This is a genomic window from Curtobacterium sp. UNCCL20, from assembly GCF_900101675.1.
Lineage (GTDB): Bacteria > Actinomycetota > Actinomycetes > Actinomycetales > Microbacteriaceae > Curtobacterium.
In genome coordinates this window covers 322,155-343,106 of record NZ_FNKG01000004.1, presented here as the reverse complement: position 1 = coordinate 343,106, position 20,952 = coordinate 322,155, and the positions used below count along the sequence as shown (strand labels likewise).

Genomic DNA, 20,952 nt, shown 5'->3' with positions numbered 1-20,952 from the left:
ACCTGGTGAACGTGCCCGAAGAATCGGCCTCAGAGACGACGGACGCTCGGCTCCGGGGCGGGAAAAGCCAGACGGGCCGCAAAGCCCTGAGAAGCGCTCACAGCGCCCGGACGACCTGCTCTGCGCCCCCGTCGACCCCGACCACTATCGCGAAGTCATCGGAAGCCACCGATTGCCCCTCCGCCAACCACACGATGTTCCGCGCACCCGGCTGCGGCACGAACGGCGATGAACCCACGGACGCACCAGCACCACCACCAGCCACCAGCACCGTCACCTCGTCCAACCCGCTCGACCCCCGGTACCAGGACGTCGGCACGTCGACCTGCACGATGTGCCCGGCCGCCTCCAGCGCGGCGACGAGCGCCGTGACGTCGGTGACCCGCGAGCCGTCGTGCTTCACCGCGACTCGGAACCCTTCGGCCCCTTCGTCGCGGACGACGATCGGCCGCGAGGACCGCACCATCACGGCGTGCCCCTTCGGCAGCCCCGGCTCGACGCCGAGGTACCGCAGGCCCGCGGCGTCGTACCGGTCGACGGCATCGGCTGCGGGGTAGCGCCCGCGCCAGCGCTCGTCGAAGATCCGGCGGTTGTCGATGCGGGCGTCGTCGCGGCCGGGGGAGCGGCTCTCGTGGTGCACGACGACGGACGAGGGCACGACGACGAACGTCGAGCCCGCGGGCGACGACTCCAGTGCGCGGAGGCAGAGGTCCACGTCCTCGAGTCCGTTCGCGTAGACGGGGTCGAACCCGCGCCACCGGATCAGGTCGACCGCGCGGAAGGCTGCTGCGGCGGCGGTGATCGCGGAGAACCGGAGGGCGGCGGTGGAGCCGGACCCGAACGCGCGTGACACGTCGTGCCGGGGGTGGTCGCCGAGGAAGTGCCAGGGCAGCACCTTGTCCCCGCCGAAGACGGTGCCGGCGGTCTGGACGACGCCGTCCGGGTAGAGCAGGAGTGGCTGCGCGCCGAGCACGGACCGGTCGGAGAGGGCGTCGACGAGGGGCCGGAGCCATCCGGTGGTCACCTCGGTGTCGTTGTTGAGCATGACGACGACCCCGCCGGTCGAGCGGGCGAGCCCGAGGTCGCTGCCGAGCCCGAAGTTCCGGTTCCGGTCCTCGCGCTGCAGGACGACGCGGGGTTCGCCCTGGAACCACGCCCCGAGGATCGCGGACACCGGGCGCGGTGAGCCGTTGTCGACGAGCACGACCTCGACGCGGTCGCCGTCGTGGTCCGCTGCGCCGAGGACGGCGTCGACGGCCCGCCGGGTCATCGTCCAGTCGCGGAACACCGGCACGACGACCGACACGAGTGCGCTGTCACGCGTGGGTGCGGCTGCCTCGAGGGCGTCCCAGTCGATGCGGTGGCGGGCGAGGACGACCTCCTGCCACGACGCGGGCTGCGCGGAGGACAGTCGTCTGGGGTCGCGCACGTTGTCGTAGTCAACGCCGATGACGGGCACGTACGCGGGGACACCGAACCGTCGGCCGATGCGGAGCAGCCACTCCCAGTCGATCCAGCGCCGCAGGGTCTCGTCGAACGGCCCGACGCCGGCGGCGACGTCACGACGGACGACGAGGGCGTTGAGGTCGATGAAGTTGCCGGCGAGCAGGTCGTCGAACGTGCCGTCCTCGCCGCGGTACGTCTCGACGGGTGCGGTGGAGTCGTCGGCGTTGTTCGCGCCGATCATCCGCACGCCGGTGTGCACGCCGGGTCCTTCGGTCTCCAGGAGGGAGGCGAGGGCGGCGGACAGGTGCTCGGGGCGCCAGGTGTTGTCGGCGTCGAGGAACGCGACGAAGTCACCGCGGACCGCGGCGAGCCCGGTGTTCCGGGCCGCGCCCGCGCCGCCGTTCTCGCGCTCGATCAGCCGGACCCGCGGTTCGTCGGCGGCGGCGCGACGGATGACGTCGACGGTGTCGTCGCCGGAGCCGTCGTCGACGACGACGAGCTCCCAGTTCGCGTGCTGCTGCGCACGCACCGAGGCGATGGCCGCCCCGACGACGTCCGCGCGACGGTGCACGGGCATCACGATCGAGACGAGCGGCTGCTCGGCGTCACGCCGTGCCGTCCCGCGCGGGTAGCGGGCGAGCGCCTCGGCGGCCTCCGGCCCGTCCCACGTCTGGCGGTAGCGTCGCCGGGTCCGGTGCTGCGCCTCGGCGAAGGCGCGGGCCGCCAGCACGGCCGCCTCGCGCGCGGCGCCCCAGGTGGGTGCAGTGCCACGACGGCCTGGAGGCACGGGGAGCGCGGTCGCGTCCGTCGCGTTCCGCAGGAAGTGGCGCAGCGCGTCGAGGGTGGACGTCGGCCGCTCGGCGGACGGCACCGAGGCTGCGTACACGCCGGCATCGAAGAGCGGTCCGGTCTGGAAGAGCTCCGGTCCCTCCTGGTGCAGGGCGTCGTACCAGGACATCGCCGGGACGGGCTGGTGCTCCCGCATCCACTCGTGCTCGATGAGCGGGCTGAGGGAGAGCCCTCGCTGCCCGTCGTTGTGCACGTAGAACGCGATCGCCTCGTCGTCGGTGGCGAAGGTCCTGCCGGTCTGGGCCTGGAGGTACGCGCGGTCGAGCACCCCGAACTCGGCGATCCGGCGTGCCCAGCGGTCGAGCCGGTCGGTGACGGTCAGCGGCTTCTCGGGGCCGCGCAGCTGGCGGGCGAGCCGGCGGGCGACCCGGCCGAGCCCGGTGCGGTCGGCCATCAGCGGCGCCCCGGCAGGCGCGAGGCGACCTTGGCGATCGCCTGACCGGTGCGGAAGGAGCGGCTGGCGCGGAGGTCGTCGAGCTCGCGTCGGAGCCGGGTGACCTCGCCGGAGGACGCCGTCGATCCGGCCTCGGCCGCCGCCAGGTCGAGTGGCAGGATCGCGGCCCACCGCCGCTCGAGGGCCGCGGCGTTGCCCGACGGGCCGGCGAGCATGCTGTTCTCGACCACCTCGCGGGCACTCTCGAGTTCGTCGGCCGTGACCTGCTCGGCGAACGGACGAGCGAGTTCGGCGACCCGGTCGGCGCCGGCGCGGTGCGCGGCCGACGACCAGGGGCCCGTCGTCGGTTCGGTGCGGACGATCACCCAGTGGGCGGCGCGGCGGTTCGCGAGCACGAGGTCGGCCGGGGTCGGGTCCACCAGGATCGTGGCCGTGACGAGGTCGTCCGGGTCGGGATCGTCGGTGGTGACCGTCCACGCGGCGGGGGCCGACGTGCCGGAGGGGAGCCGCGCCTCCAGGGCGAATCCGTCCCCGAAGGCCGCGTCGATCTCGCGGACCAGGCCGTCTGCATCCGGTGCGTGCCGCAGGTCGACCGCCAGCCGCGCTGCCGGGCCCGCCGGGACGAGGACGTCGGCGAACCGCTCCGTCGCCGTCATGCCGTGCCGCTGGTAGGCGGCGACCGCGTCCGGCAGGAACGGGTAGCGGCGCTCGAGCTCGCGCTGGTGCGCGGCGCGCAGGGCGTTGCGGTTGCCGGAGAAGCTCTTGCCGCCGGCGTGCAGGACCAGCGCGCGGTTGGCGATCTTGGCGAGCCAGCCGTGGGCGGCGATCCGGAGGCAGTAGTCGTTCTCCTCGCCGTAGCCGGGGGCGAAGGCCTCGTCGAAGAGCCCGTGCTCGGTGATGAGCTCGCGGCGGGTCAGGAAGCAGAAGCCCATCGCGACGGGCATGACCTGCGACACCGGCAGCAGCGGCGCGATCTCGCCCCAGACCTGCCGGGTGCGCGCCTCGGTGCGGGCTGCGCCCCGGTTCGTCAGGCGGTAGGGGATGCTCGCGATCGTGGCGTTGTCGCTCCGCGCGGTGACGACGCCCGTGCGCTCCTCGTCGAGGACGGCGAGCATGGCGTCGAGGAACCCGGCGGTGGGGACGGCGTCGCTGTTGAGGAGGAGGACGGCTTCGGCGCCGGTGCCCTCGGCGCCGGTGTCGAGCTCGGTCACGGCGCGGTTGCACGTGCCGACGAACCCGAGGTTGCTCTCGTTGCGCTCGTACCGGAAGCCGGGACGGTCCCCGATGCGCTCGAGCAGGGCACGCTCGATCGTGTCGGCGTCGGGCCCGCAGTCGTTGACGAACAGCGCGCGGTGCCGGTCGGCGTCGAGGTGCTCGAGCAGCCCGTCGGCGCAGCGGAGCAGGGACTCGAGGTCGCCGTACACGGGGACGACGACGAGGGTGGAGCGGGTCATCGGGTGGACTCCTCTGCTTCGAGTGCGCGGGCGACGGCATCGACGGCGGTCTCGAGCGGGCCGCCGAGCGCGCCGTCCGCGAGCGGGACGTAGCCGGTCGGGCCGTCGGCGGCGGCCGTCCGGACGGCGTCGGCGACGGCGAGCCCGAGGGAGCGTGCGTCGGCGGGGACCGCGGTGAGGTTCGGGTGCAGGTGCGCCCGGGTGTCACGGAACTCGTTCGTGACGACACGCGCGCCGGAGATCGCACCGTCGAACGGCGGGTGGCTCGGGTGCGGGCTGTGCTGCAGGGACAGCACGACGTTCGTCGAGGCGATGAACCGGAAGTAGTCGTCCCACGGCATCGTGCCGTGCGACACGAGCTTCACGTCGCCGCGGCCACCGTCGAGTTCCACGTCGCCGTGCTGCTCGCCCGCGGAGTGGAACTCCACCCGGATGCCGTCCGCCGCCAGCTCCTGCACGGCCACCCGCAGCGACGCGACGCCGAGCCGGAAGAGGTTCCGGTGCTTGCTCGGGCGCCCGTAGAAGAGGACCCGGACGGTCGTCTCGTGCTGCCGTGCGCCGGCGACGCGCTCGAGCAGCTCGACATCGAGGTGCGGCGCGAAGGTCCGCTCCGTGGGGACGTCGAGCGCCTCGACGTCGGACAGGTACTTCCGGAGCGGCTCCGAGTTCACGAGCATCCGGAAGCCGGCGCGGTAGGTGGACGCGGCGACGGCGTACTCCGTCGACCACGGACTGAAGCCGGGTTCGTAGTCCTGCACCAGGTACACCACCCGGTCGCGGAGGACGACCCCGGCGGTGACGGCGACGTCGATCGGGTGCGCCGTCTTCCAGTGCGTGGCGATCCACACGTCGTCCCGGCCGAACTCGGTGTCGAGCACGTCCTCGCGCCGCACCACCCGGACACCGGGACGGCCGTCGACGCGGGACTCCGGGAACCGGTCGGCGACGAGGGCCTCGGCGGCGGCGGCGCTGTTGCCCGGCGTCGTCCAGCGCACCATGACGACCCGCACCCGGCGGCCGAGGCGTTCCCCGAGCGCGAGCGCCACGGCGAGGGCGGTCTGCACGCCTGCGAAGGCGGCACCCTCGCGGAGCTCGTCGACGACCAGGACGACCTCGGGCTCGCGGTCGACCGTGCGGATGCCGGCGATCGCGAGGCTCGTCTCGACCAGGCCCTCGAACGGACGGGCGGCCAGTGGTGCTCGGTCGCGCTCCCGCCGGGCCACTCCGACGTCCACGCGGGACACCGTGCGGCCGAGACGTTCGCGGACGTCGTTCCGGTAGTGGCCGTCGCGCGCGTACCGCTCGTTGACGCGGATGAGGTCGCTGACGAGGCGCCGGGCCTTCTCGAAGTTCATCGACCCTCACGTTACTGGGGTGCACGGCTCCGCTCGGTAGGCTTGCGGCCTGATGATGCAGCGAATCGACCTCCGCGGAGGCCTCCCCGCCCGTGCTGACCTCCTCCGACTCATGCCGCGCGCGGCCGGCGACGTGTCGCACGCCGTCGACGCGGCCCGCGAGCTCGTCGAGGCGGTCCGGCACCACGGCGCGGATGCGCTCCGCGAGCAGGCCGAACGCTTCGACGGGGGAGCACCGGCACACGTCCGGGTCCCCGCCGCCGAGATCGCCGCCGCCGTGGCCGGGCTGACGCCGGAGCTCCGCACGGCGCTCGACGAGGCCATCCGCCGCGTCCGGGCCGCCAGCGCCGCCCAGGTGCCCGCCGGGTCCGTCACGACCCTGGCCGACGGCGCCGAGGTGCACCAGCGCTGGCAGCCGATGCGCCGCGTCGGGCTGTACGTCCCCGGCGGGAAGGCCGTGTACCCGTCGAGCGTCGTCATGAACGTCGTCCCCGCGCAGGTCGCCGGCGTCGGGTCGATCGCCCTCGTCTCACCGCCGCAGCGCGACCACGGGGGAGCGGTGCACCCGACGATCCTCGCCGCCGCCGGACTCCTCGGCATCGACGAGGTCTACGCGATGGGCGGCGCCGGGGCGATCGGCGCGCTGGCGTACGGGGTCAGCGAGATCGGTCTCGAGCCGGTCGACCTCGTCACCGGTCCGGGCAACAACTACGTCGCCGCGGCGAAGCGCATCGTGCGCGGCACCGTCGGCATCGACTCCGAGGCCGGGGCCACCGAGATCCTCGTGATCGCCGACGACACCGCGGACGCCGGGTACGTCGCAGCCGACCTCATCAGCCAGGCCGAGCACGACGAGCAGGCCGGCAGCGTGCTGGTGACGACGTCGGCGACGTTCGCCGACGCGGTGGAAGCCGCCATCCCGTCGCGGGTGGCGTCCCTGGGGACGGCTGCGCGCCTCCAGGCCGCACTCGACGGACCGCAGTCGGCCGTCGTGCTCGTGGACTCACTCGCCGACGCCGCGACCGTCAGCAACGCCTACGGGCCGGAGCACCTCGAGATCCAGACCGCCGACGACGACGCGGTCCTCGCCGACATCGACGCCGCGGGCGCCGTGTTCGTCGGGCCGAGCACGCCCGTCAGCCTCGGCGACTACCTGGCCGGGTCGAACCACGTCCTGCCGACCGGCGGGCAGGCACGCTTCGGCTCGGGACTGTCCGCGTCAACGTTCCTGCGGCCGCAGCAGGTCATCCGCTACTCGGCGTCGGCGCTCGCCGAGGTCGCGCCGCACATCGTCGCCCTCGCCACCGAGGAACAGCTGCCCGCGCACGGCGCCGCCGTGACGGAACGCACGAACCGGTAGCCTGGGGACCGCCATGTTCTGCCCCTTCTGCCGCCATCCGGACTCCCGCGTCGTCGACTCACGGACCAGCGACGACGGAACCTCCATCCGTCGCCGTCGCCAGTGCCCGAACTGCGGGCGCCGCTTCTCCACCACCGAGACCGCGTCGCTGAACGTGGTGAAGCGCAACGGCGTCACCGAGCCGTTCAGCCGCGACAAGATCGTGTCCGGCGTGCGCAAGGCGTGCCAGGGCCGCCCGGTGACCGACGGGGACCTCGCCGTCCTCGCGCAGCGGGTGGAGGAGACCGTGCGCGCCTCGGGCTCCAGCCAGATCGACGCGAACGACATCGGGCTCGCGATCCTCGCGCCGCTCCGCGAACTCGACGAGGTCGCCTACCTGCGGTTCGCCAGCGTCTACCAGGCGTTCGACTCGCTCGACGACTTCGAGGACGCCATCACGCAGCTGCGGATCGACCACCACGGGTCGGGCGGCGCGGCAGCGGCGGGTGCCGCCGGGAGTTCCGGTGCCGCGGGTGCCGCGGGTGCTGCCGGAGGTTCGGGCGCTGCTGGTGCCGCGGGTGCCGCCGGGGGTTCGGGCGCTGCTGGTGCCGCGGGTGCTGCTGCGCCCGCCGGGGCCGGCGCGTGAGCGGCATCGCGGAACGCATCGTCCGCGGCGGGTACGCCGTCGTCTTCCGCTCCGTGTTCGCGAACATGGACCCCGAGCGCGCCCACCACCTGGCCTTCGCCGTCATCAAGGTGCTGCCGCACGTGCCGATCGTCAGCGGCATCGTCGAGCGGTACTCCCGCCCGTCCGCCCTCGATGGCGTCACCACCATGGGCATCCACTTCCCGTCGCGCTTCGGCCTGGCAGCGGGCTTCGACAAGGACGCGAAGGGCATCGCCGGACTCGGCGTCCTCGGGTTCGGACACGTCGAGGTCGGCACCATCACCGCGAAGGCGCAGCCCGGCAACGAACGACCGCGGCTCTTCCGGCTCATCCCGGACCGCGCGCTCATCAACCGGATGGGCTTCAACAACCACGGAGCCGCCGCCGCCGCACGCCGGCTCGAACGGGCCCGCCGACACCCCGGCCGCCCGGTCATCGGCGTCAACATCGGCAAGAGTCGGGTCGTCGACGTCGCCGACGCGGTCGAGGACTACCTCGAGTCCACGCGGCGCCTCGCCCCGTTCGCGGACTACCTCGCCGTGAACGTCAGCTCGCCGAACACGCCGGGCCTCCGCGGGCTGCAGGAGCTCGACCAGCTCCGCCCGCTGCTCTCCGCCGTCCGAGACGCGGCCGGCAAGGTCCCGGTGCTCGTGAAGATCGCGCCGGACCTCGACGACGAGCAGATCGACGCCATCGCCGGACTCGCGGTGGACCTCGGGCTCGACGGCGTCATCGCGAACAACACCACCATCTCGCGGGAGGGGCTCACCACGCCCGCCGCCGAGGTCGCGGCGATGGGTGCCGGGGGGCTCTCCGGAGCACCCGTGGCAGCGCGCTCCCTCGAGGTGCTGCGCCGGGTCCGGGCCGCCGTCCCCGAGGACTTCTGCGTCATCGCGGTCGGCGGCGTCACCACCGAGCAGGACGTGCAGGACCGGATCGAGGCCGGGGCAACGCTCGTGCAGGGCTACACGGCGTTCCTCTACGAGGGGCCGAGCTGGGCGACGCGGATCAACCGGCTGCGGCGCCGGCGGTTGCGGCGCGCCGCGCGCTGACGCCGGGGCGCCGCGCGGGCCGCGTGGCCGTGCGCGGCGCCGTGGCCGCCGGGCCCGCGCGCGGCGCCGGGAGCGCGCGGGTCGCCGAGATCGCATTTTGTGCCGCTTCGGACGCCGCGAAGCGGCACTTTCTGCGATCTCGGGGGTCCGGTGGGCGGGGCGGCGGGGCGCCCCCGGCGCGGGGTGCCACCTGACGGCCTGGAGGCGCGTGGCGGGTCCGAGCCGCGCCTCCAGGCCGTCGGCGGGTCGGCACCGGACGCGAGACCGCAGGACGCGCCGCCCGCGAGTCGCCGAGATCGCACTTTGTGCCGCTTCGCGCGCCTCGCAGCGGCACTTTCTGCGATCTCGGGGGTCCGGTGGGCGGTGCGGCGGGGCGCCGCCGGCGCGGGGTGCGACCTGACGGCCTGGAGGCGCGTGGCGGGTCCGAGCCGCGCCTCCAGGCCGTCGGCGGGTCGCCACCGGACGCGAGACCGCAGGACGCGCCGCGCGTGCCTCGCCGAGATCGCATTTTGTGCCGCTTCGGACGCCGCGGAGCGGCACTTTCTGCGATCTCGGCGCGGCGCGGCGTACGCCCGGACCGGGAACGACGAAGCGCCGCCCGGCGAACCGGACGGCGCTTCGAGGAGGGTCAGCGCGTGGGGTACTGGCCGCGCTTGACCTGCGGCTTCGGCAGGCGCAGGAAGCGCAGCTGCCATGCGCGAGTGAGGATGTAGAGGAACGTGCCGCGCTGCATCGAGCCGAACTTGGCCGTCAGCTTCTTGCGGAACGACAGCCAGAGGACGACGCAGTCGATCACGAACAGGGCGACGAACGCCCAGACGAGGAGCAGCGCGTACGAGGCGATGACCGTCTGCGAGGCCGCGAACCCGACGATGAGGAACAGCACCAGCACGGGCATCATGATCTCGCCGACGTTCCAGCGGGCGTCGATCCAGTCGCGCACGAACTTGCGCTGCTCGCCCTTGTCCTTCGCGGGGAGGTAGCGCTCCTCACCGTTGGCCATGCCCACGCGAGCCTTCTCGCGCTCGTTCGTGAGGCGGGCGCGCGCGGCCTTCTTGTCCTCGGTCGAGCCACCGACGATGGGACGACGGTTGGCGGCCTCTCGCTCGCGACGGGTCGGCGTCGGACGGCCCTTGCCCTGCTCGAGGAGTTCTTCCTCGGTGGGGTTCACGGTCGTGTTGGTCTTGGGGGCTGCCTTCGCCACGGTGCGTTCCTAACGGCGGTGTGCGTGCTGGATCGTCCTCTAGATTACCGGGCATGACCGACACCGAACAGCACAGCCCCGCGACCGACCCCGCGCTCCTCGACGCCCTGCGCGAACACGTGCAGGGCGCGCTGCCCACCACGATCGCCGATCTGTCCGCGCTGGTGCGGCTGCCGTCGGTGTCCTGGTCGGCCTTCGACCCCGCGAACGTGCGGGCCAGCGCCGAGGCCGTCGCGGACCTCGCACGGTCGACGGGCGTGTTCGGAGCGGACGACGTGCGCATCGTGCGGTCGGCCGTGTCGGGCGCGACGGCCGACGTCGTCGACGGCTCGGACGGCGAGCTCGGGCAGCCGGCGGTGCTCGCCGTCCGGCCCGCGCGGAACGGCAAGCCGACCGTCATGCTCTACGCCCACCACGACGTGCAGCCGCAGGGCGACGACGCGCTCTGGGAGACGCCGCCGTTCGAGCCGACGCTCCGTGGCGACCGGCTCTACGGGCGCGGTGCCTCCGACGACAAGGCCGGCGTGATGACCCACATCGCCTCGCTGCGCGCGGTCCACGCCCAGTTCGGCGACGACCTCGACCTCGGTGTCGTGCTCTTCGTCGAGGGCGAGGAGGAGTTCGGCTCCCGGTCGTTCCGCACCTTCCTGCGCGAGCAGAAGGAGCACCTGGCGGCGGACGTCATCGTGGTGGCGGACAGTGACAACTGGTCGACCGAGGTCCCCTCGATCACGGTGTCCCTCCGCGGCAACGTCACCTTCAAGCTGACGCTGACCACGCTCGAGCACGCCTCGCACAGCGGCATGTTCGGGGGAGCGGCCCCCGACGCGATGATCCCGATGGTGAAGCTGCTCTCGTCGCTGCACGACGACGACGGCTCGGTCGCGGTGGAGGGGCTGACCTCGTACGAGGCGGACGTCCCGGACCGCTCCGACGACGAGCTCGCGAAGGACGCGGCCCTGCTCGAGGGCGTGCGACCGGTCGGCCGCGGTCCGGTGCTGTCCCGGATGTGGTTCCAGCCGTCGATCACCGTGACGGGCATGAACGTGCCGAGCGTCGCGAACGCGTCGAACACGCTCCTGCCGACGGTCTCCGCGCGGGTCTCGGTCCGCGTCGCGCCCGGACAGCCCGCGACGGAGGCGTACGCCGCGGTCGAGCGGCACCTGCGCGCCCACGTGCCGTTCGGTGCGAAGCTCGAGATCTCCGAGCCGGACGCCGGCGACGGGTTCCTGGTCGACACCGCCGGCTGGGCCGTGCAGGAGGCGCGGACGGCCATGGCCGAGGGCTGGGGCAACCAGGCCGTCGAGCAGGGCATCGGCGGCTCGATCCCGTTCGTGTCGGACCTCGCCGCCGAGTTCCCGGAGGCGCAGATCTTGGTGACGGGTGTCGAGGACCCGGACACCCGTGCGCACAGCCCGAACGAGTCGCAGCACCTCGGCGTTCTGCACCGCGCCATCGCCTCCGAGACGATCCTGCTCGCGCGGCTCGCGACTCGCGGCTGACGATCCGGCCCGCGCGGCTCGCGACTCGCGGCTGACGGTCCGGCCCGCGCGGCTCGCGACTCGCGGCTGACGATCCGGCCCGTGTCTCGCGACTGTCGGTCGACGGTGCTTACAATCGACCGAGGCGCGGTGACCTGCACCGCCCGGAGGGAGACGCGCGGATGAGCGACACCATCACCGACAACGCACCGACGACCGAGGCGCCGTCGCACGGCGTCCTGCTCAGCGACGCGGCAGCGGCGAAGGTGGCGAGCCTCCTCGAACAGGAGGGCCGCGACGACCTCCGCCTGCGTCTCGCCGTGCAGCCCGGGGGCTGCTCGGGCCTGATCTACCAGCTCTACTTCGACGAGCGCCTGCTCGACGGTGACGCCACCGTCGAGTTCGGTGACGGCGTCGAGGTCGTCGTCGACAAGATGAGCGTCCCGTACCTCGACGGTGCCTCGATCGACTTCGAGGACACCATCCAGAAGCAGGGGTTCACCATCGACAACCCGAACGCGCAGGGCAGCTGCGCGTGTGGCGACAGCTTCCACTGAGCACGCCGATCGGACACACGAGCGGGGAGCGACCGACACGGTCGCTCCCCGCTCGTTCGTTTCCCCGAGCACGGCACGCGCCACGACCAGGGAAAACGCTCCGGGGCACCCTGCTGATCGCGGCCGAAGGCGTGTCGGGTGTGCGCGAGCGGTCACCAGCTGCGAGTAAGCTAGGAGTGTTCCAACCAAGCTGGAAGCCAGCCATGAGCGACCTCCGCGTCGCAGGCTGTTCCGCTTTCCCGTCTTCCGAGAGGTAACAGTGCGTTCGAATCGCCGTATACGTTGGGCGGCCGTGCCGGTGGCCGTCGGTCTGGTCATCGCACTGGCAGGTTGCACGCAGCAGCAGATGAACGGATGGCTCCCGGGCACGGAGCAGACGAAGGACGTCACGAACCACACGAGCCGCATCGTCGGCCTGTGGACCACCAGCTGGGTCGTCCTGCTCGCCGTCGGTCTCATCGTGTGGGGACTCATCATCTGGGCCGCCATCGTCTACCGCCGCCGGAAGGGCCAGACCGGCCTCCCCGTGCAGATGCGGTACAACATGCCGCTCGAGATCTTCTACACGATCGTCCCGCTGATCCTGGTGCTCGGCTTCTTCGCCTTCACCGCCAAGGACCAGGCCGCGATCGAGAAGCCCTTCACCAGCCCCGATGCGACGATCCACGTCTACGGCAAGCGCTGGGCGTGGGACTTCAACTACATCGACCAGAAGAACCCCGACGAGAGCGTCTACTACCAGGGCATCCAGGCCCAGGAAGAAGAGAACGCCAACGGGGCCATCGACGAGTCGCAGCTCCCGACCCTCTACCTGCCGCAGGGCAAGAAGGTCAAGATCGAGCTGTCCTCGCGCGACGTCGACCACTCCTTCTGGGTCATCGACTTCCTGTACAAGAAGGACATGCTCCCGGGCAAGACGAACTACGAGTACTTCATCCCGGAGAAGCTCGGCACGTACCAGGGCAAGTGTGCCGAACTCTGCGGTGAGTACCACTCGCTCATGCTCTTCCAGGTGAAGGTCGTGACGCCGGCCGAGTACCAGCAGTACCTCGGTGACCTCAAGGACCAGGGCAAGGTCGGTCTGCTCGGCAACGAGTACAACACCAACACGAACGAACCGAACGACAAGGCGCCCGTCACGGCGTCGAGCGAGAACAAGTAGGGGCTCGTCTGATGACAACGTCACTCGTCGGCCAGCCGACCAGGCCCTCGACGCCGGACTTCCAGGCGTCGAAGGTCGGTCGGAAGGGCAACATCATCGTCCGGTGGATCACCTCCACCGACCACAAGACCATCGGGTACATGTACCTGATCGCCTCGTTCATCTTCTTCCTGCTCGCAGGTGTGATGGCCCTGGTGATCCGTGCCCAGCTCTTCGAACCCGGCCTGCACGTGGTCGCGACGAAGGAGCAGTACAACCAGCTGTTCACGATGCACGGCACGATCATGCTGCTGCTGTTCGCGACGCCGCTCTTCTCGGGCTTCGCCAACGCGATCATGCCGCTGCAGATCGGTGCGCCGGACGTCGCCTTCCCGCGTCTGAACGGCTTCGCCTTCTGGCTGTACGTCTTCGGCGCGCTCATCGCCGTCGGAGGCTTCCTCACCCCGCAGGGCGCTGCGTCCTTCGGCTGGTTCGCGTACGCGCCACTGAGTGACACGACGTTCACACCAGGGCTCGGCGGAACACTCTGGGTCTTCGGCCTCGGTCTGACGGGCTTCTCGACCATCCTCGGCGCGGTGAACTTCATCACCACGATCATCACGATGCGCGCCCCCGGCATGACGATGTTCCGCATGTCGATCTTCACGTGGAACACCCTCGTGACGGCGCTCCTCGTGCTGATGGCCTTCCCGGTCCTCGCCGCGGCCCTGTTCGGCCTCGGGCTCGACCGCGTGTTCGACGCGCAGATCTTCAACCCGGCCAACGGCGGGGCGCTGCTCTGGCAGCACCTGTTCTGGTTCTTCGGGCACCCCGAGGTGTACATCATCGCGCTGCCGTTCTTCGGCATCGTCTCCGAGGTCTTCCCGGTCTTCAGCCGCAAGCCGATCTTCGGGTACAAGACCCTCGTCTACGCGACCATCGCCATCGCGGCCCTCTCGGTCACGGTGTGGGCGCACCACATGTACGTCACCGGTGGCGTCCTGCTCCCGTGGTTCTCGCTCATGACGATGCTCATCGCGGTCCCGACCGGCGTGAAGATCTTCAACTGGGTCGGCACGATGTGGCGCGGTTCGGTCACGTTCGAGACGCCGCTGCTCTGGGCCGTCGGCTTCCTCATCACCTTCACCTTCGGTGGTCTCACCGGCGTGATCCTGGCGTCGCCGCCGCTCGACTTCCACGTGTCCGACTCGTACTTCGTCGTCGCGCACTTCCACTACGTGGTCTTCGGAACCGTCGTCTTCGCGATGTTCTCCGGCTTCTACTTCTGGTGGCCGAAGTGGACCGGCAAGATGCTCAACGAGCGCCTCGGCAAGATCCACTTCTGGCTGCTGTTCATCGGCTTCCACACGACGTTCCTCATCCAGCACTGGTTGGGCGTCATCGGCATGCCGCGTCGCTACGCGACGTACCTGCCGAACGACGGGTTCACCTGGATGAACCAGCTGTCGACGATCGGGTCGATGATCCTCGCGATCTCGTTCCTGCCGTTCATCTTCAACGTCTACGTGACCGCCCGGAACGCACCGAAGGTCGCCGTGAACGACCCGTGGGGCTACGGCCGCTCGCTCGAGTGGGCGACCAGCTGCCCGCCGCCCCGGCACAACTTCACGTCGATCCCGCGGATCCGTTCCGAGTCCCCGGCGTTCGACCTGAACCACCCCGAAGCGGGTGTGCCGATCGGTGTGGGTCCTGCGAAGGACGCTCCCGATGCCCCGACCTACGACGCCGCGAAGGGCGAGGTGAAGTAAGGCGATGCGCGCCAACACCAACCTGTTCTGGATCCTCTTCGGGTTCTTCATCCTCGCGGACGCCGCGTACACGATCTGGTCGCTCATCTACTACGGGCGTCCGGAGTGGGTCGGCACCCTCGCCATCGGCCTCACCGGGATCATGTCCGCGTTCATCGCGTTCTACCTCGGCAAGGTCATGTCCTCGCAGGGCGGCGTCCTCCCCGAGGACCGTCCGGACGCCAACATCGAGGACGGCGACGCCGAGCTCGGGCACTTCAGCCCGTGGTCGTGGTGGCCGATCCTGCTGGCGGCCTCCACCGCAGTCGTGTTCCTCGGTGTCGCAGCCGGCCTCTGGATCGTGCCGATCGGTCTCGCCCTCGTGGCGGTCACCCTCGTCGGCTGGGTCTACGAGTACTACCGCGGCAACTTCGGTCACTGACAAGGTGCAGCACCCGACGTCGCAGCACCTGACGTTGCAGCACACCTGACACCTTCGGGCGGCACCACCTGGTGCCGCCCGAAGTGCGTCCGGAGCATCCTCAGCAAGACACGGGACTGCCTCCGGCAGTGCGGCGCGAGCAGAGCGAACGCTCACAGAACTCCTCGGCCAGACCGGGAACAAACCGGTCCGCCAGCGACTTGGCCCCCACGGACCTCCAGGCCCGCGGCCTACGGTCGCAAGCGGACTTCCTCCACCACAGCGAAAGGAGTCACCTCCGGTGACCGACAAGCGCACTCTCATCATCTTCGGCGCGACGGGCGACCTCGCCTCCCGCCTGCTGCTGCCGGGCCTCGGCACGTTCCTGCAGAGCGGTCGAGCGGTTCCCGTCCAGCTCATCGGCACGGGCCGCAGCGCCCGCAGCGAGGAGCAGTGGAAGGACATCGTCACGAAGTCCTTCGCGTCGCAGGACGTGAAGGGGTCCGAGGTCGACGAGACCCTCGCGTCGACCCAGTTCATCCAGGGTGACCCGACCGACCCGGAGCACCTCAAGGCGCTGTTCGCGGCGGCCGAGTTCGAGCCGGTCCTGTACTTCGCCCTCCCGCCGCAGATCGCTTCGGACATCTGCGAGGCGCTGCAGCAGGTCGAGCTCCCCGAGGGCACGACGCTCGCGTTCGAGAAGCCGTTCGGCACCGACGTCGCCAGCGCCGAGGCCCTCAACGAGACCGTCCTCAAGCTCGTCCCCGAGGAGCGCGTCCACCGCACCGACCACTTCCTCGGTCGCACCACGGTCCTCAACATCATCGGTCTGCGCTTCGCGAACCGTCTGTTCGAGCCCATCTGGAACGCGGACAACATCGAGAAGGTCGACGTCTTCTACGACGAGACCCTCGGCCTCGAGAACCGCGCGCAGTACTACGACGAGGCCGGCGCGTTGGTCGACATGATCCAGTCGCACCTGCTCCAGATCCTCGGCCTGGTCACGATGGACGCACCGTCCGCGATCGACGCGGTCGAGTTCCGCTCGTCGCTGGCCCGTGTGCTCCGTTCGACCCGCCTGAAGGGCGACGACGCCACGGTCGCGTCGCGTCGCGCGGTGTACACGGCCGGCACGATCGACGGCAAGGACCTGCCCTCGTACCAGGAGGAGAACGGCGTCGACCCGTCGCGCCAGACGGAGACGCTCGCCGAGATCTCGGTCGAGGTGGACACCGCCCGCTGGAAGGGCGTCCCGTTCACCCTCCGCTCCGGCAAGGCGCTCGGCGCCAGCCGCAAGGAGGTGCTCATCACGTTCAAGCCGGTGACGCGTCTGCCCTCCGGTCTGACCGGTCGCCCGAAGACGGACACGCTCCGCATCGTCCTGAACCCGGACGAGATCGAGCTGACCGTGTCGGCGAACGGCGGTGGCAACCCGTTCGAGATGGGCCAGGTCACGCTGTCGTCCTCCTTCGCGGACGGCGAGCTCACGCCGTACGGCGAGGTCCTGAACGGCATCTTCCACGACGACCCGCTGCTCTCGATCCGCGGTGACGTGGCCGAGCGCTGCTGGGAGATCGTCGAGCCGGTCGTCGCGGCCTGGAAGGCGAACGAGGTCCCGCTCGAGGAGTACCGCGCGGGTTCGCGTGGCCCGGCGGACTGGGAGTCCTCGTCCTGAGTTCCTGACGGACGCCCCCATGTGACGGACGGGAGGCGCGGTGCCAGCTGGCACCGCGCCTCCCGTCCGTCTCGGCGTGCGTTCCGACCCATCGCACGTGTCCTGGGATGCTGTTCCGCGCTGAGGAGGCAGGAAAGAACCGCTCCCTACGCGCGAAACGGCCCCCTACGCGCGGAACGGCGCCCTACGCGCGGAACGGCGCCCTACGCGCGGAACGGCGCCCTACGCGCGGAACGGCTCCGGCCTCAGGCGGGATTGCCGGCGCGCTCGCCCTCGCCGGTCCACGAGCGGGTGCCCCCGTCGTGCACGGGCAGGCGCGTGCGGTGCCCCGCGGCAGCCCCGCGCGCCCTGGCGATCGCGTCGGCCGCCGACACGAGCGTCAGGTGCGACAGAGCCTGCGGGGTGTTGCCGATGTGGTGGCCCGTCGCGACGTCGATCTCCTCGGACAGGATGCCGACGTCGTTCGCGTACCCGACGAGCACGTCCATCAGGCGCTCGGCGTCCTCGACACGGCCGGAGGCGGCGTACTGCTCGACGAGCCAGAACGAGCACGCCAGGAACGGGTGCTCACTGCCGGAGAGCCCGTCGAACCCGGAGGACGTGCGGTACCGGAGGACGAGGCCGTCCGAGCCGGTGCGCAGGTCTTCCTCGATGGCGGCGACGGTGCCGGTCATCCGCGGGTCGTCGGCCTTGACGTAGCCGATCTGGGGGAGCACGAGGAGGCTGGCGTCCACCTCGTCGGTGTCGTAGTGCTGGCGGTAGGAGCCCCGGTCGGCGTTCCAGCCGTGCTCCTCGATCTCGGCGCGCACGGCGGCGCGGAGGGTGCGCCACTTCTCGACGGGGCCCTCGAGCCCGAACTCCTCGCACGCGGCGACCCCGCGGTCGAAGGCCGCCCAGATCATCGCGCGCGAGTGCGTGAAGTGACGACGGGGCCCGCGCATCTCCCAGATGCCGTTGTCCGGTTCTTGCCAGTGCTCCTCGACGTAGCCGAGCAGGGCACGCTGCAGGGCCCACGAGTCGGCGTTCTCCTCGACGCCGAGCTCGCGCGCGTCGTGCAGGGCGGCGAGCACCTCGCCGAAGACGTCGCCCTGGTACTGCGTGTAGGCGCCGTTCCCGATCCGGACGGGTGTCGAACCGGCGTACCCGGGCAGGTTCGCGAGTTCGCTCTCGGGGAGTTCCCGCTCGCCGGCGATCCCGTACATGATCTGCACATCGGCGGGGTCACCGGCGATCGCGCGGAGCAGCCACCCGCGCCAGTGTGCGGCTTCGTCGCGGTAGCCGTGCGCGATCAGCGAGGCGAGGGCGAGTGAGGCGTCGCGCAGCCAGACGTACCGGTAGTCCCAGTTGCGTTCGCCGCCCGGGTCCTCCGGCAGCGATGTGGTCACGGCGGCGACGACCCCGCCGGTCTCGGCGTGCGTCATCGCGCGGAGGAACATGAGCGACTGGCGGGTGGCGTCGACGTAGCGGCCCTCGGTGCGGATCGGGGCCATCCAGGCACGCCACCAGTCCTTCGTCCGCTCGAGCGCGTCGTGGACGTCGAGCGGTACCGGCGGCTCGCGGTGCGACGGGTACCAGGTGAGGACGGTGTCGACGACGTCGCCGTCGTGCACGGCGCTCGTCGCGACGTGGCGGTGGTCGTCAGCGCGGAAGCGCACCCCGCGCACGATGACCGAGCCGGGGCCGGCGGTCGCGAGGAGCGCGGGGTCCTCGTCCCCGCCGACCTGCCGGACCCAGGGGAGCGCCCGGGCGTAGTCGAACCGGATGCGGAGGACCTGCTGGACCTCCACCGTGCCCCGGAGCCCGCGGACCCGGCGGACGATCGTCGCCCGGTGCGCCCCGATCGGCATGAACTCGGTGACCTCGACGATGCCGGTGCTCGTCGTCCACACCGTGGAGAGCACGAGCGTGTCGTGGTCGTACCGGCGGGTGGCGGTCGCGTCGGGGTCGGTGGGGCGGAGGGTCCAGTGCCCGTGGTCCTCGGTGCCGAGGACGGACGCGAAGGTGGACGGGCTGTCGAACCGCGGCAGGCAGGCCCAGTCGATGGTGCCGTCCCGCCCGACGAGCGCAGCGGTGTACGTGTCACCGATCAGCGCGTGGTCCTCGATGCGGTTGCTCGGCGGGGTCGGCGTGCTCGGCGTGCTCATGGGCCGATCCAACCACCGCCCGCCGTGCGGGACGCCGCCCGCCGCGGTTCGGCGCGGTGCGGTGGCATGAGGGAGAGCACAGACCGCGGCTGTGGGGTGACGTCAGTTCGGGGTGCGGGGTGGCGTCAGCTCGCGGCTGCGGAGTGGCGTCAGTTGGGGTCGGACGGGTCGGCGTCGGCCAGCCCGACGCGGGCGAGCTCGGACCAGATGCCGGCGCCGTCCGGGGCGTACACCCACGGCGCGGAGGACTCGCGGGACCGCTCCTGCGCGCGCGAGCGCCCACCGGCGAGGACGGCCTCGCTCGTGGACAGCTGGCGGATCGCGACGCCGGCGACGTTCTCGGGGTGCTCGCGCGCGAAGTCGCCGTACAGCGTCTCGTCGTGCTGCCCGTCGTCGCCCACGAGGAGCCACTGCACGTCCGGGAAGTCCTTCGCGAGCCGCTGCAGGTTCTCCTGCTTGTGGAGCTGCCCGCTGCGGAAGAACCGGTCGTGCGTGGGGCCCCAGTCGGTGAGGAGCAGCGTGCCGGAGGGGTAGAGGTTGCGGCTCAGGAAGCGCTGCAGCGTCGGCGCGACGTTCCAGGCGCCGGTGGAGAGGTACACCGTCGGCGCGCCCGGGTGCTGCGCGAGCACGCGTTCGTAGAGCACCGACATGCCCGGCACCGGACGGCGGGCGTGCTCGGTGAGGACGAAGGAGTTCCACGCCGCGAGCATCGGGCGGGGGAGCGACGTCACCATCACGGTGTCGTCGATGTCGGAGAGCAGTCCGAACCGCGTGTCCGGGTGGACGATGAAGACGTCGGCCTCGACGTCGCGCATGCCCCCGGCCGAGAGCTTGATCGTGCGCCAGCCCGGCTCGAGGTCGATCGGGACGATGGTGTCCACGACCCCGCCCCGGTCGGACTGCACGACGTGGCTCGTGCCGCCGGCGGTGATCGTGACCTCGGCGTCGTCGACCGCCACGCTCATGAAGCTCTTCCAGCCGCGCACGCCGTAGAACGACGCGTCCGACGCCAGACCGCGACGCGTGAGGAGGACCCGGCAGAGGACCCGCACCCACCCGGGCGCGCCGTACCCGGTGTACGGGATCACGGTCGGCACGAGGCCCCGCCGGCGGGCGCGCTGTTCGCGGAACTCCTGGATGGAGTCCTCGATGCGAGCTGCTCGGTGGAGGATCGGCTCGGCCAGCGACGGCTCGTGGTGCGTCGGGTCGGGCATCGTCCCATCATTCCACGGTGCGACTCCCACACCTATGACCTCGCAGCTGCTTTGGGAGAGTCGCAGCGATATTCCAGCCGGTCTCTGCGACAGTTGGTCCGTCGCACACCCACGAGACCGCGCTTTCGGCGCAAGAGGAGAACACGTGCTCGTCACCGAGGTATCGAACGCACTGCCGGGGGGATCATCACTGCTCAGGAACGAGCCGGTCCAAGCCCGCAGTTCGGCGCGCCTCGCCGGCCTCCTCGACGCCGCTGCCGCGGTCATCGACGAGATCGGGTTCGAGCGTCTGACCACCGCGATGGTGGCCGAGCGCGCCGGCGCGTCCATCGGCACGGTCTACCGCTACTTCCCGGACCGCATCGCCGTCGTCGAAGCCCTGGCGATCCGCAGCACCCAGCGGCTCGCCGAGCGCTTCGTCACCGCGCTCGACGCGAGCGACGCCGCGACCTGGCAGGACGCCTGCGACGCGCTGATCGACGTCACCGCCGAGATGTACCGGACCGAGCCGGGCTTCCGTGCGATCCGCTTCGGCGACGCGGCGGACACCGGTACCGGCGACGCCGAGGACCGGATGGCCGCGCTCGGCAGCACCGTCGCCACGATCATGCACGACCGGTTCGACGTGCCGACGGGCGAGCGCATGGAGCGGACCTGGGTGGTCCTCGCCGAGGCGTCGCACGCCGTGCTCGCTCGGGCGCACCGCGACCCGTCCCACCCCGACCAGGGTCTGGTCGAGGAGTACCGCGCGATGAGCCGGACCCACCTCGAGACGGTGATCGCCGCCTCCTGACCCGGACGCCGTCGGCGA

General features: G+C 71.3%; 15 protein-coding genes and 1 pseudogene. 10 read left to right on the top strand and 6 right to left on the bottom strand.

Annotated features, from left to right (window positions below; genetic code table 11):
- Positions 1-97: 97 nt before the first annotated feature.
- From BLT36_RS17290 to BLT36_RS17280, 3 genes are read right to left on the bottom strand one after another with little or no spacing between them, the layout of a single operon-like run.
- Entirely contained in the window at positions 98-2,689 is a 2,592-nt protein-coding gene (locus BLT36_RS17290; protein WP_092097011.1) for a glycosyltransferase family 2 protein, read from the bottom strand.
- Positions 2,689-4,143, bottom strand: coding sequence for a glycosyltransferase family 2 protein (locus tag BLT36_RS17285; protein ID WP_092097009.1), 1,455 nt, complete (start codon positions 4,141-4,143; stop codon positions 2,689-2,691). The genes BLT36_RS17290 and BLT36_RS17285 overlap by 1 nt, the downstream gene beginning before the upstream one ends.
- The gene (locus BLT36_RS17280; RefSeq protein WP_092097007.1) at positions 4,140-5,498 is read right to left on the bottom strand and encodes a rhamnosyltransferase WsaF family glycosyltransferase; all 1,359 of its coding nucleotides are present in this window, start codon (positions 5,496-5,498) and stop codon (positions 4,140-4,142) included. Before BLT36_RS17280 ends, BLT36_RS17285 begins: the two co-directional genes overlap by 4 nt.
- A gap of 52 nt (positions 5,499-5,550) precedes the next feature.
- Here BLT36_RS17280 and hisD point away from each other — a divergent pair, with 52 nt between their 5' ends.
- The 3 genes and pseudogenes from hisD (at position 5,551) to BLT36_RS17265 (ending at position 8,556) form a co-directional block, all read left to right on the top strand.
- The gene (hisD, locus tag BLT36_RS17275; RefSeq protein ID WP_092097006.1) at positions 5,551-6,858 is read left to right on the top strand and encodes a histidinol dehydrogenase; all 1,308 of its coding nucleotides are present in this window, start codon (positions 5,551-5,553) and stop codon (positions 6,856-6,858) included.
- A 13-nt stretch (positions 6,859-6,871) separates the two neighbouring features.
- Positions 6,872-7,309: pseudogene (gene nrdR, locus BLT36_RS17270) on the top strand (transcriptional regulator NrdR); the annotation flags it as partial.
- Between the two features lie 170 nt (positions 7,310-7,479).
- Positions 7,480-8,556: a quinone-dependent dihydroorotate dehydrogenase gene (locus BLT36_RS17265; RefSeq protein ID WP_092097003.1), complete on the top strand. Its 1,077-nt coding sequence runs from the start codon at positions 7,480-7,482 to the stop codon at positions 8,554-8,556.
- A 628-nt stretch (positions 8,557-9,184) separates the two neighbouring features.
- Here BLT36_RS17265 and BLT36_RS17260 read toward each other — a convergent pair.
- Positions 9,185-9,760, bottom strand: a complete 576-nt coding sequence (locus BLT36_RS17260; protein ID WP_092097001.1) for a DUF3043 domain-containing protein — start codon at positions 9,758-9,760, stop codon at positions 9,185-9,187.
- 53 nt (positions 9,761-9,813) lie between these two features.
- Between BLT36_RS17260 and BLT36_RS17255 the strand changes: the two genes are divergently transcribed.
- The 6 genes from BLT36_RS17255 to BLT36_RS17230 all read left to right on the top strand — a co-directional run bounded on the left by BLT36_RS17255 (position 9,814) and on the right by BLT36_RS17230 (position 16,783).
- Positions 9,814-11,262 (top strand): dipeptidase, encoded by a 1,449-nt coding sequence (locus BLT36_RS17255; protein ID WP_092097000.1) that lies wholly within the window; start codon positions 9,814-9,816, stop codon positions 11,260-11,262.
- 161 nt (positions 11,263-11,423) lie between these two features.
- Positions 11,424-11,798 carry a HesB/IscA family protein gene (locus BLT36_RS17250; RefSeq protein ID WP_092096998.1) on the top strand — a complete coding sequence of 125 codons (375 nt, stop codon included), beginning with the start codon at positions 11,424-11,426 and terminating at the stop codon, positions 11,796-11,798.
- Positions 11,799-12,057: 259 nt separating this feature from the next.
- On the top strand, positions 12,058-12,960 hold the full coding sequence (gene coxB / locus BLT36_RS17245) for an aa3-type cytochrome oxidase subunit II (protein ID WP_092096997.1): 903 nt from the start codon (positions 12,058-12,060) through the stop codon (positions 12,958-12,960).
- An 11-nt stretch (positions 12,961-12,971) separates the two neighbouring features.
- Complete coding sequence (gene ctaD / locus BLT36_RS17240; protein ID WP_175529706.1) at positions 12,972-14,708, top strand: aa3-type cytochrome oxidase subunit I; 1,737 nt, start codon at positions 12,972-12,974, stop codon at positions 14,706-14,708.
- Between the two features lie 4 nt (positions 14,709-14,712).
- A complete protein-coding gene (locus BLT36_RS17235) occupies positions 14,713-15,129 on the top strand; it encodes a cytochrome c oxidase subunit 4 (RefSeq protein WP_092096995.1) in 417 nt (138 codons plus the stop codon).
- A 280-nt stretch (positions 15,130-15,409) separates the two neighbouring features.
- Complete coding sequence (locus BLT36_RS17230; protein WP_092096994.1) at positions 15,410-16,783, top strand: glucose-6-phosphate dehydrogenase; 1,374 nt, start codon at positions 15,410-15,412, stop codon at positions 16,781-16,783.
- A 245-nt stretch (positions 16,784-17,028) separates the two neighbouring features.
- Here the strand turns inward: BLT36_RS17230 and BLT36_RS17225 are convergent, their stop codons facing one another.
- Positions 17,029-18,927, bottom strand: coding sequence for a glycoside hydrolase family 15 protein (locus BLT36_RS17225; RefSeq protein ID WP_092096992.1), 1,899 nt, complete (start codon positions 18,925-18,927; stop codon positions 17,029-17,031).
- Between the two features lie 149 nt (positions 18,928-19,076).
- The gene (locus BLT36_RS17220; RefSeq protein ID WP_092096991.1) at positions 19,077-20,141 is read right to left on the bottom strand and encodes an App1 family protein; all 1,065 of its coding nucleotides are present in this window, start codon (positions 20,139-20,141) and stop codon (positions 19,077-19,079) included.
- Between the two features lie 145 nt (positions 20,142-20,286).
- On the opposite strand from BLT36_RS17220, the gene BLT36_RS17215 reads away from it, so the two are divergent.
- Positions 20,287-20,934, top strand: a complete 648-nt coding sequence (locus BLT36_RS17215) for a TetR/AcrR family transcriptional regulator (protein ID WP_175529705.1) — start codon at positions 20,287-20,289, stop codon at positions 20,932-20,934.
- The last annotated feature ends 18 nt before the right edge of the window (positions 20,935-20,952 follow it).

What these genes read in the sequence shown, in the direction of transcription:
- BLT36_RS17290 (WP_092097011.1), bottom strand. Translation starts at nt 2,689, where the DNA reads ATGGCCGACCGCACCGGGCTCGGCCGGGTCGCCCGCCGGCTCGCCCGC.
- BLT36_RS17285 (WP_092097009.1), bottom strand. Translation starts at nt 4,143, where the DNA reads ATGACCCGCTCCACCCTCGTCGTCGTCCCCGTGTACGGCGACCTCGAG.
- BLT36_RS17280 (WP_092097007.1), bottom strand. Translation starts at nt 5,498, where the DNA reads ATGAACTTCGAGAAGGCCCGGCGCCTCGTCAGCGACCTCATCCGCGTC.
- hisD (WP_092097006.1), top strand. Translation starts at nt 5,551, where the DNA reads ATGATGCAGCGAATCGACCTCCGCGGAGGCCTCCCCGCCCGTGCTGAC.
- BLT36_RS17255 (WP_092097000.1), top strand. Translation starts at nt 9,814, where the DNA reads ATGACCGACACCGAACAGCACAGCCCCGCGACCGACCCCGCGCTCCTC.
- BLT36_RS17250 (WP_092096998.1), top strand. Translation starts at nt 11,424, where the DNA reads ATGAGCGACACCATCACCGACAACGCACCGACGACCGAGGCGCCGTCG.
- ctaD (WP_175529706.1), top strand. Translation starts at nt 12,972, where the DNA reads ATGACAACGTCACTCGTCGGCCAGCCGACCAGGCCCTCGACGCCGGAC.
- BLT36_RS17235 (WP_092096995.1), top strand. Translation starts at nt 14,713, where the DNA reads ATGCGCGCCAACACCAACCTGTTCTGGATCCTCTTCGGGTTCTTCATC.
- BLT36_RS17225 (WP_092096992.1), bottom strand. Translation starts at nt 18,927, where the DNA reads ATGAGCACGCCGAGCACGCCGACCCCGCCGAGCAACCGCATCGAGGAC.
- BLT36_RS17220 (WP_092096991.1), bottom strand. Translation starts at nt 20,141, where the DNA reads ATGCCCGACCCGACGCACCACGAGCCGTCGCTGGCCGAGCCGATCCTC.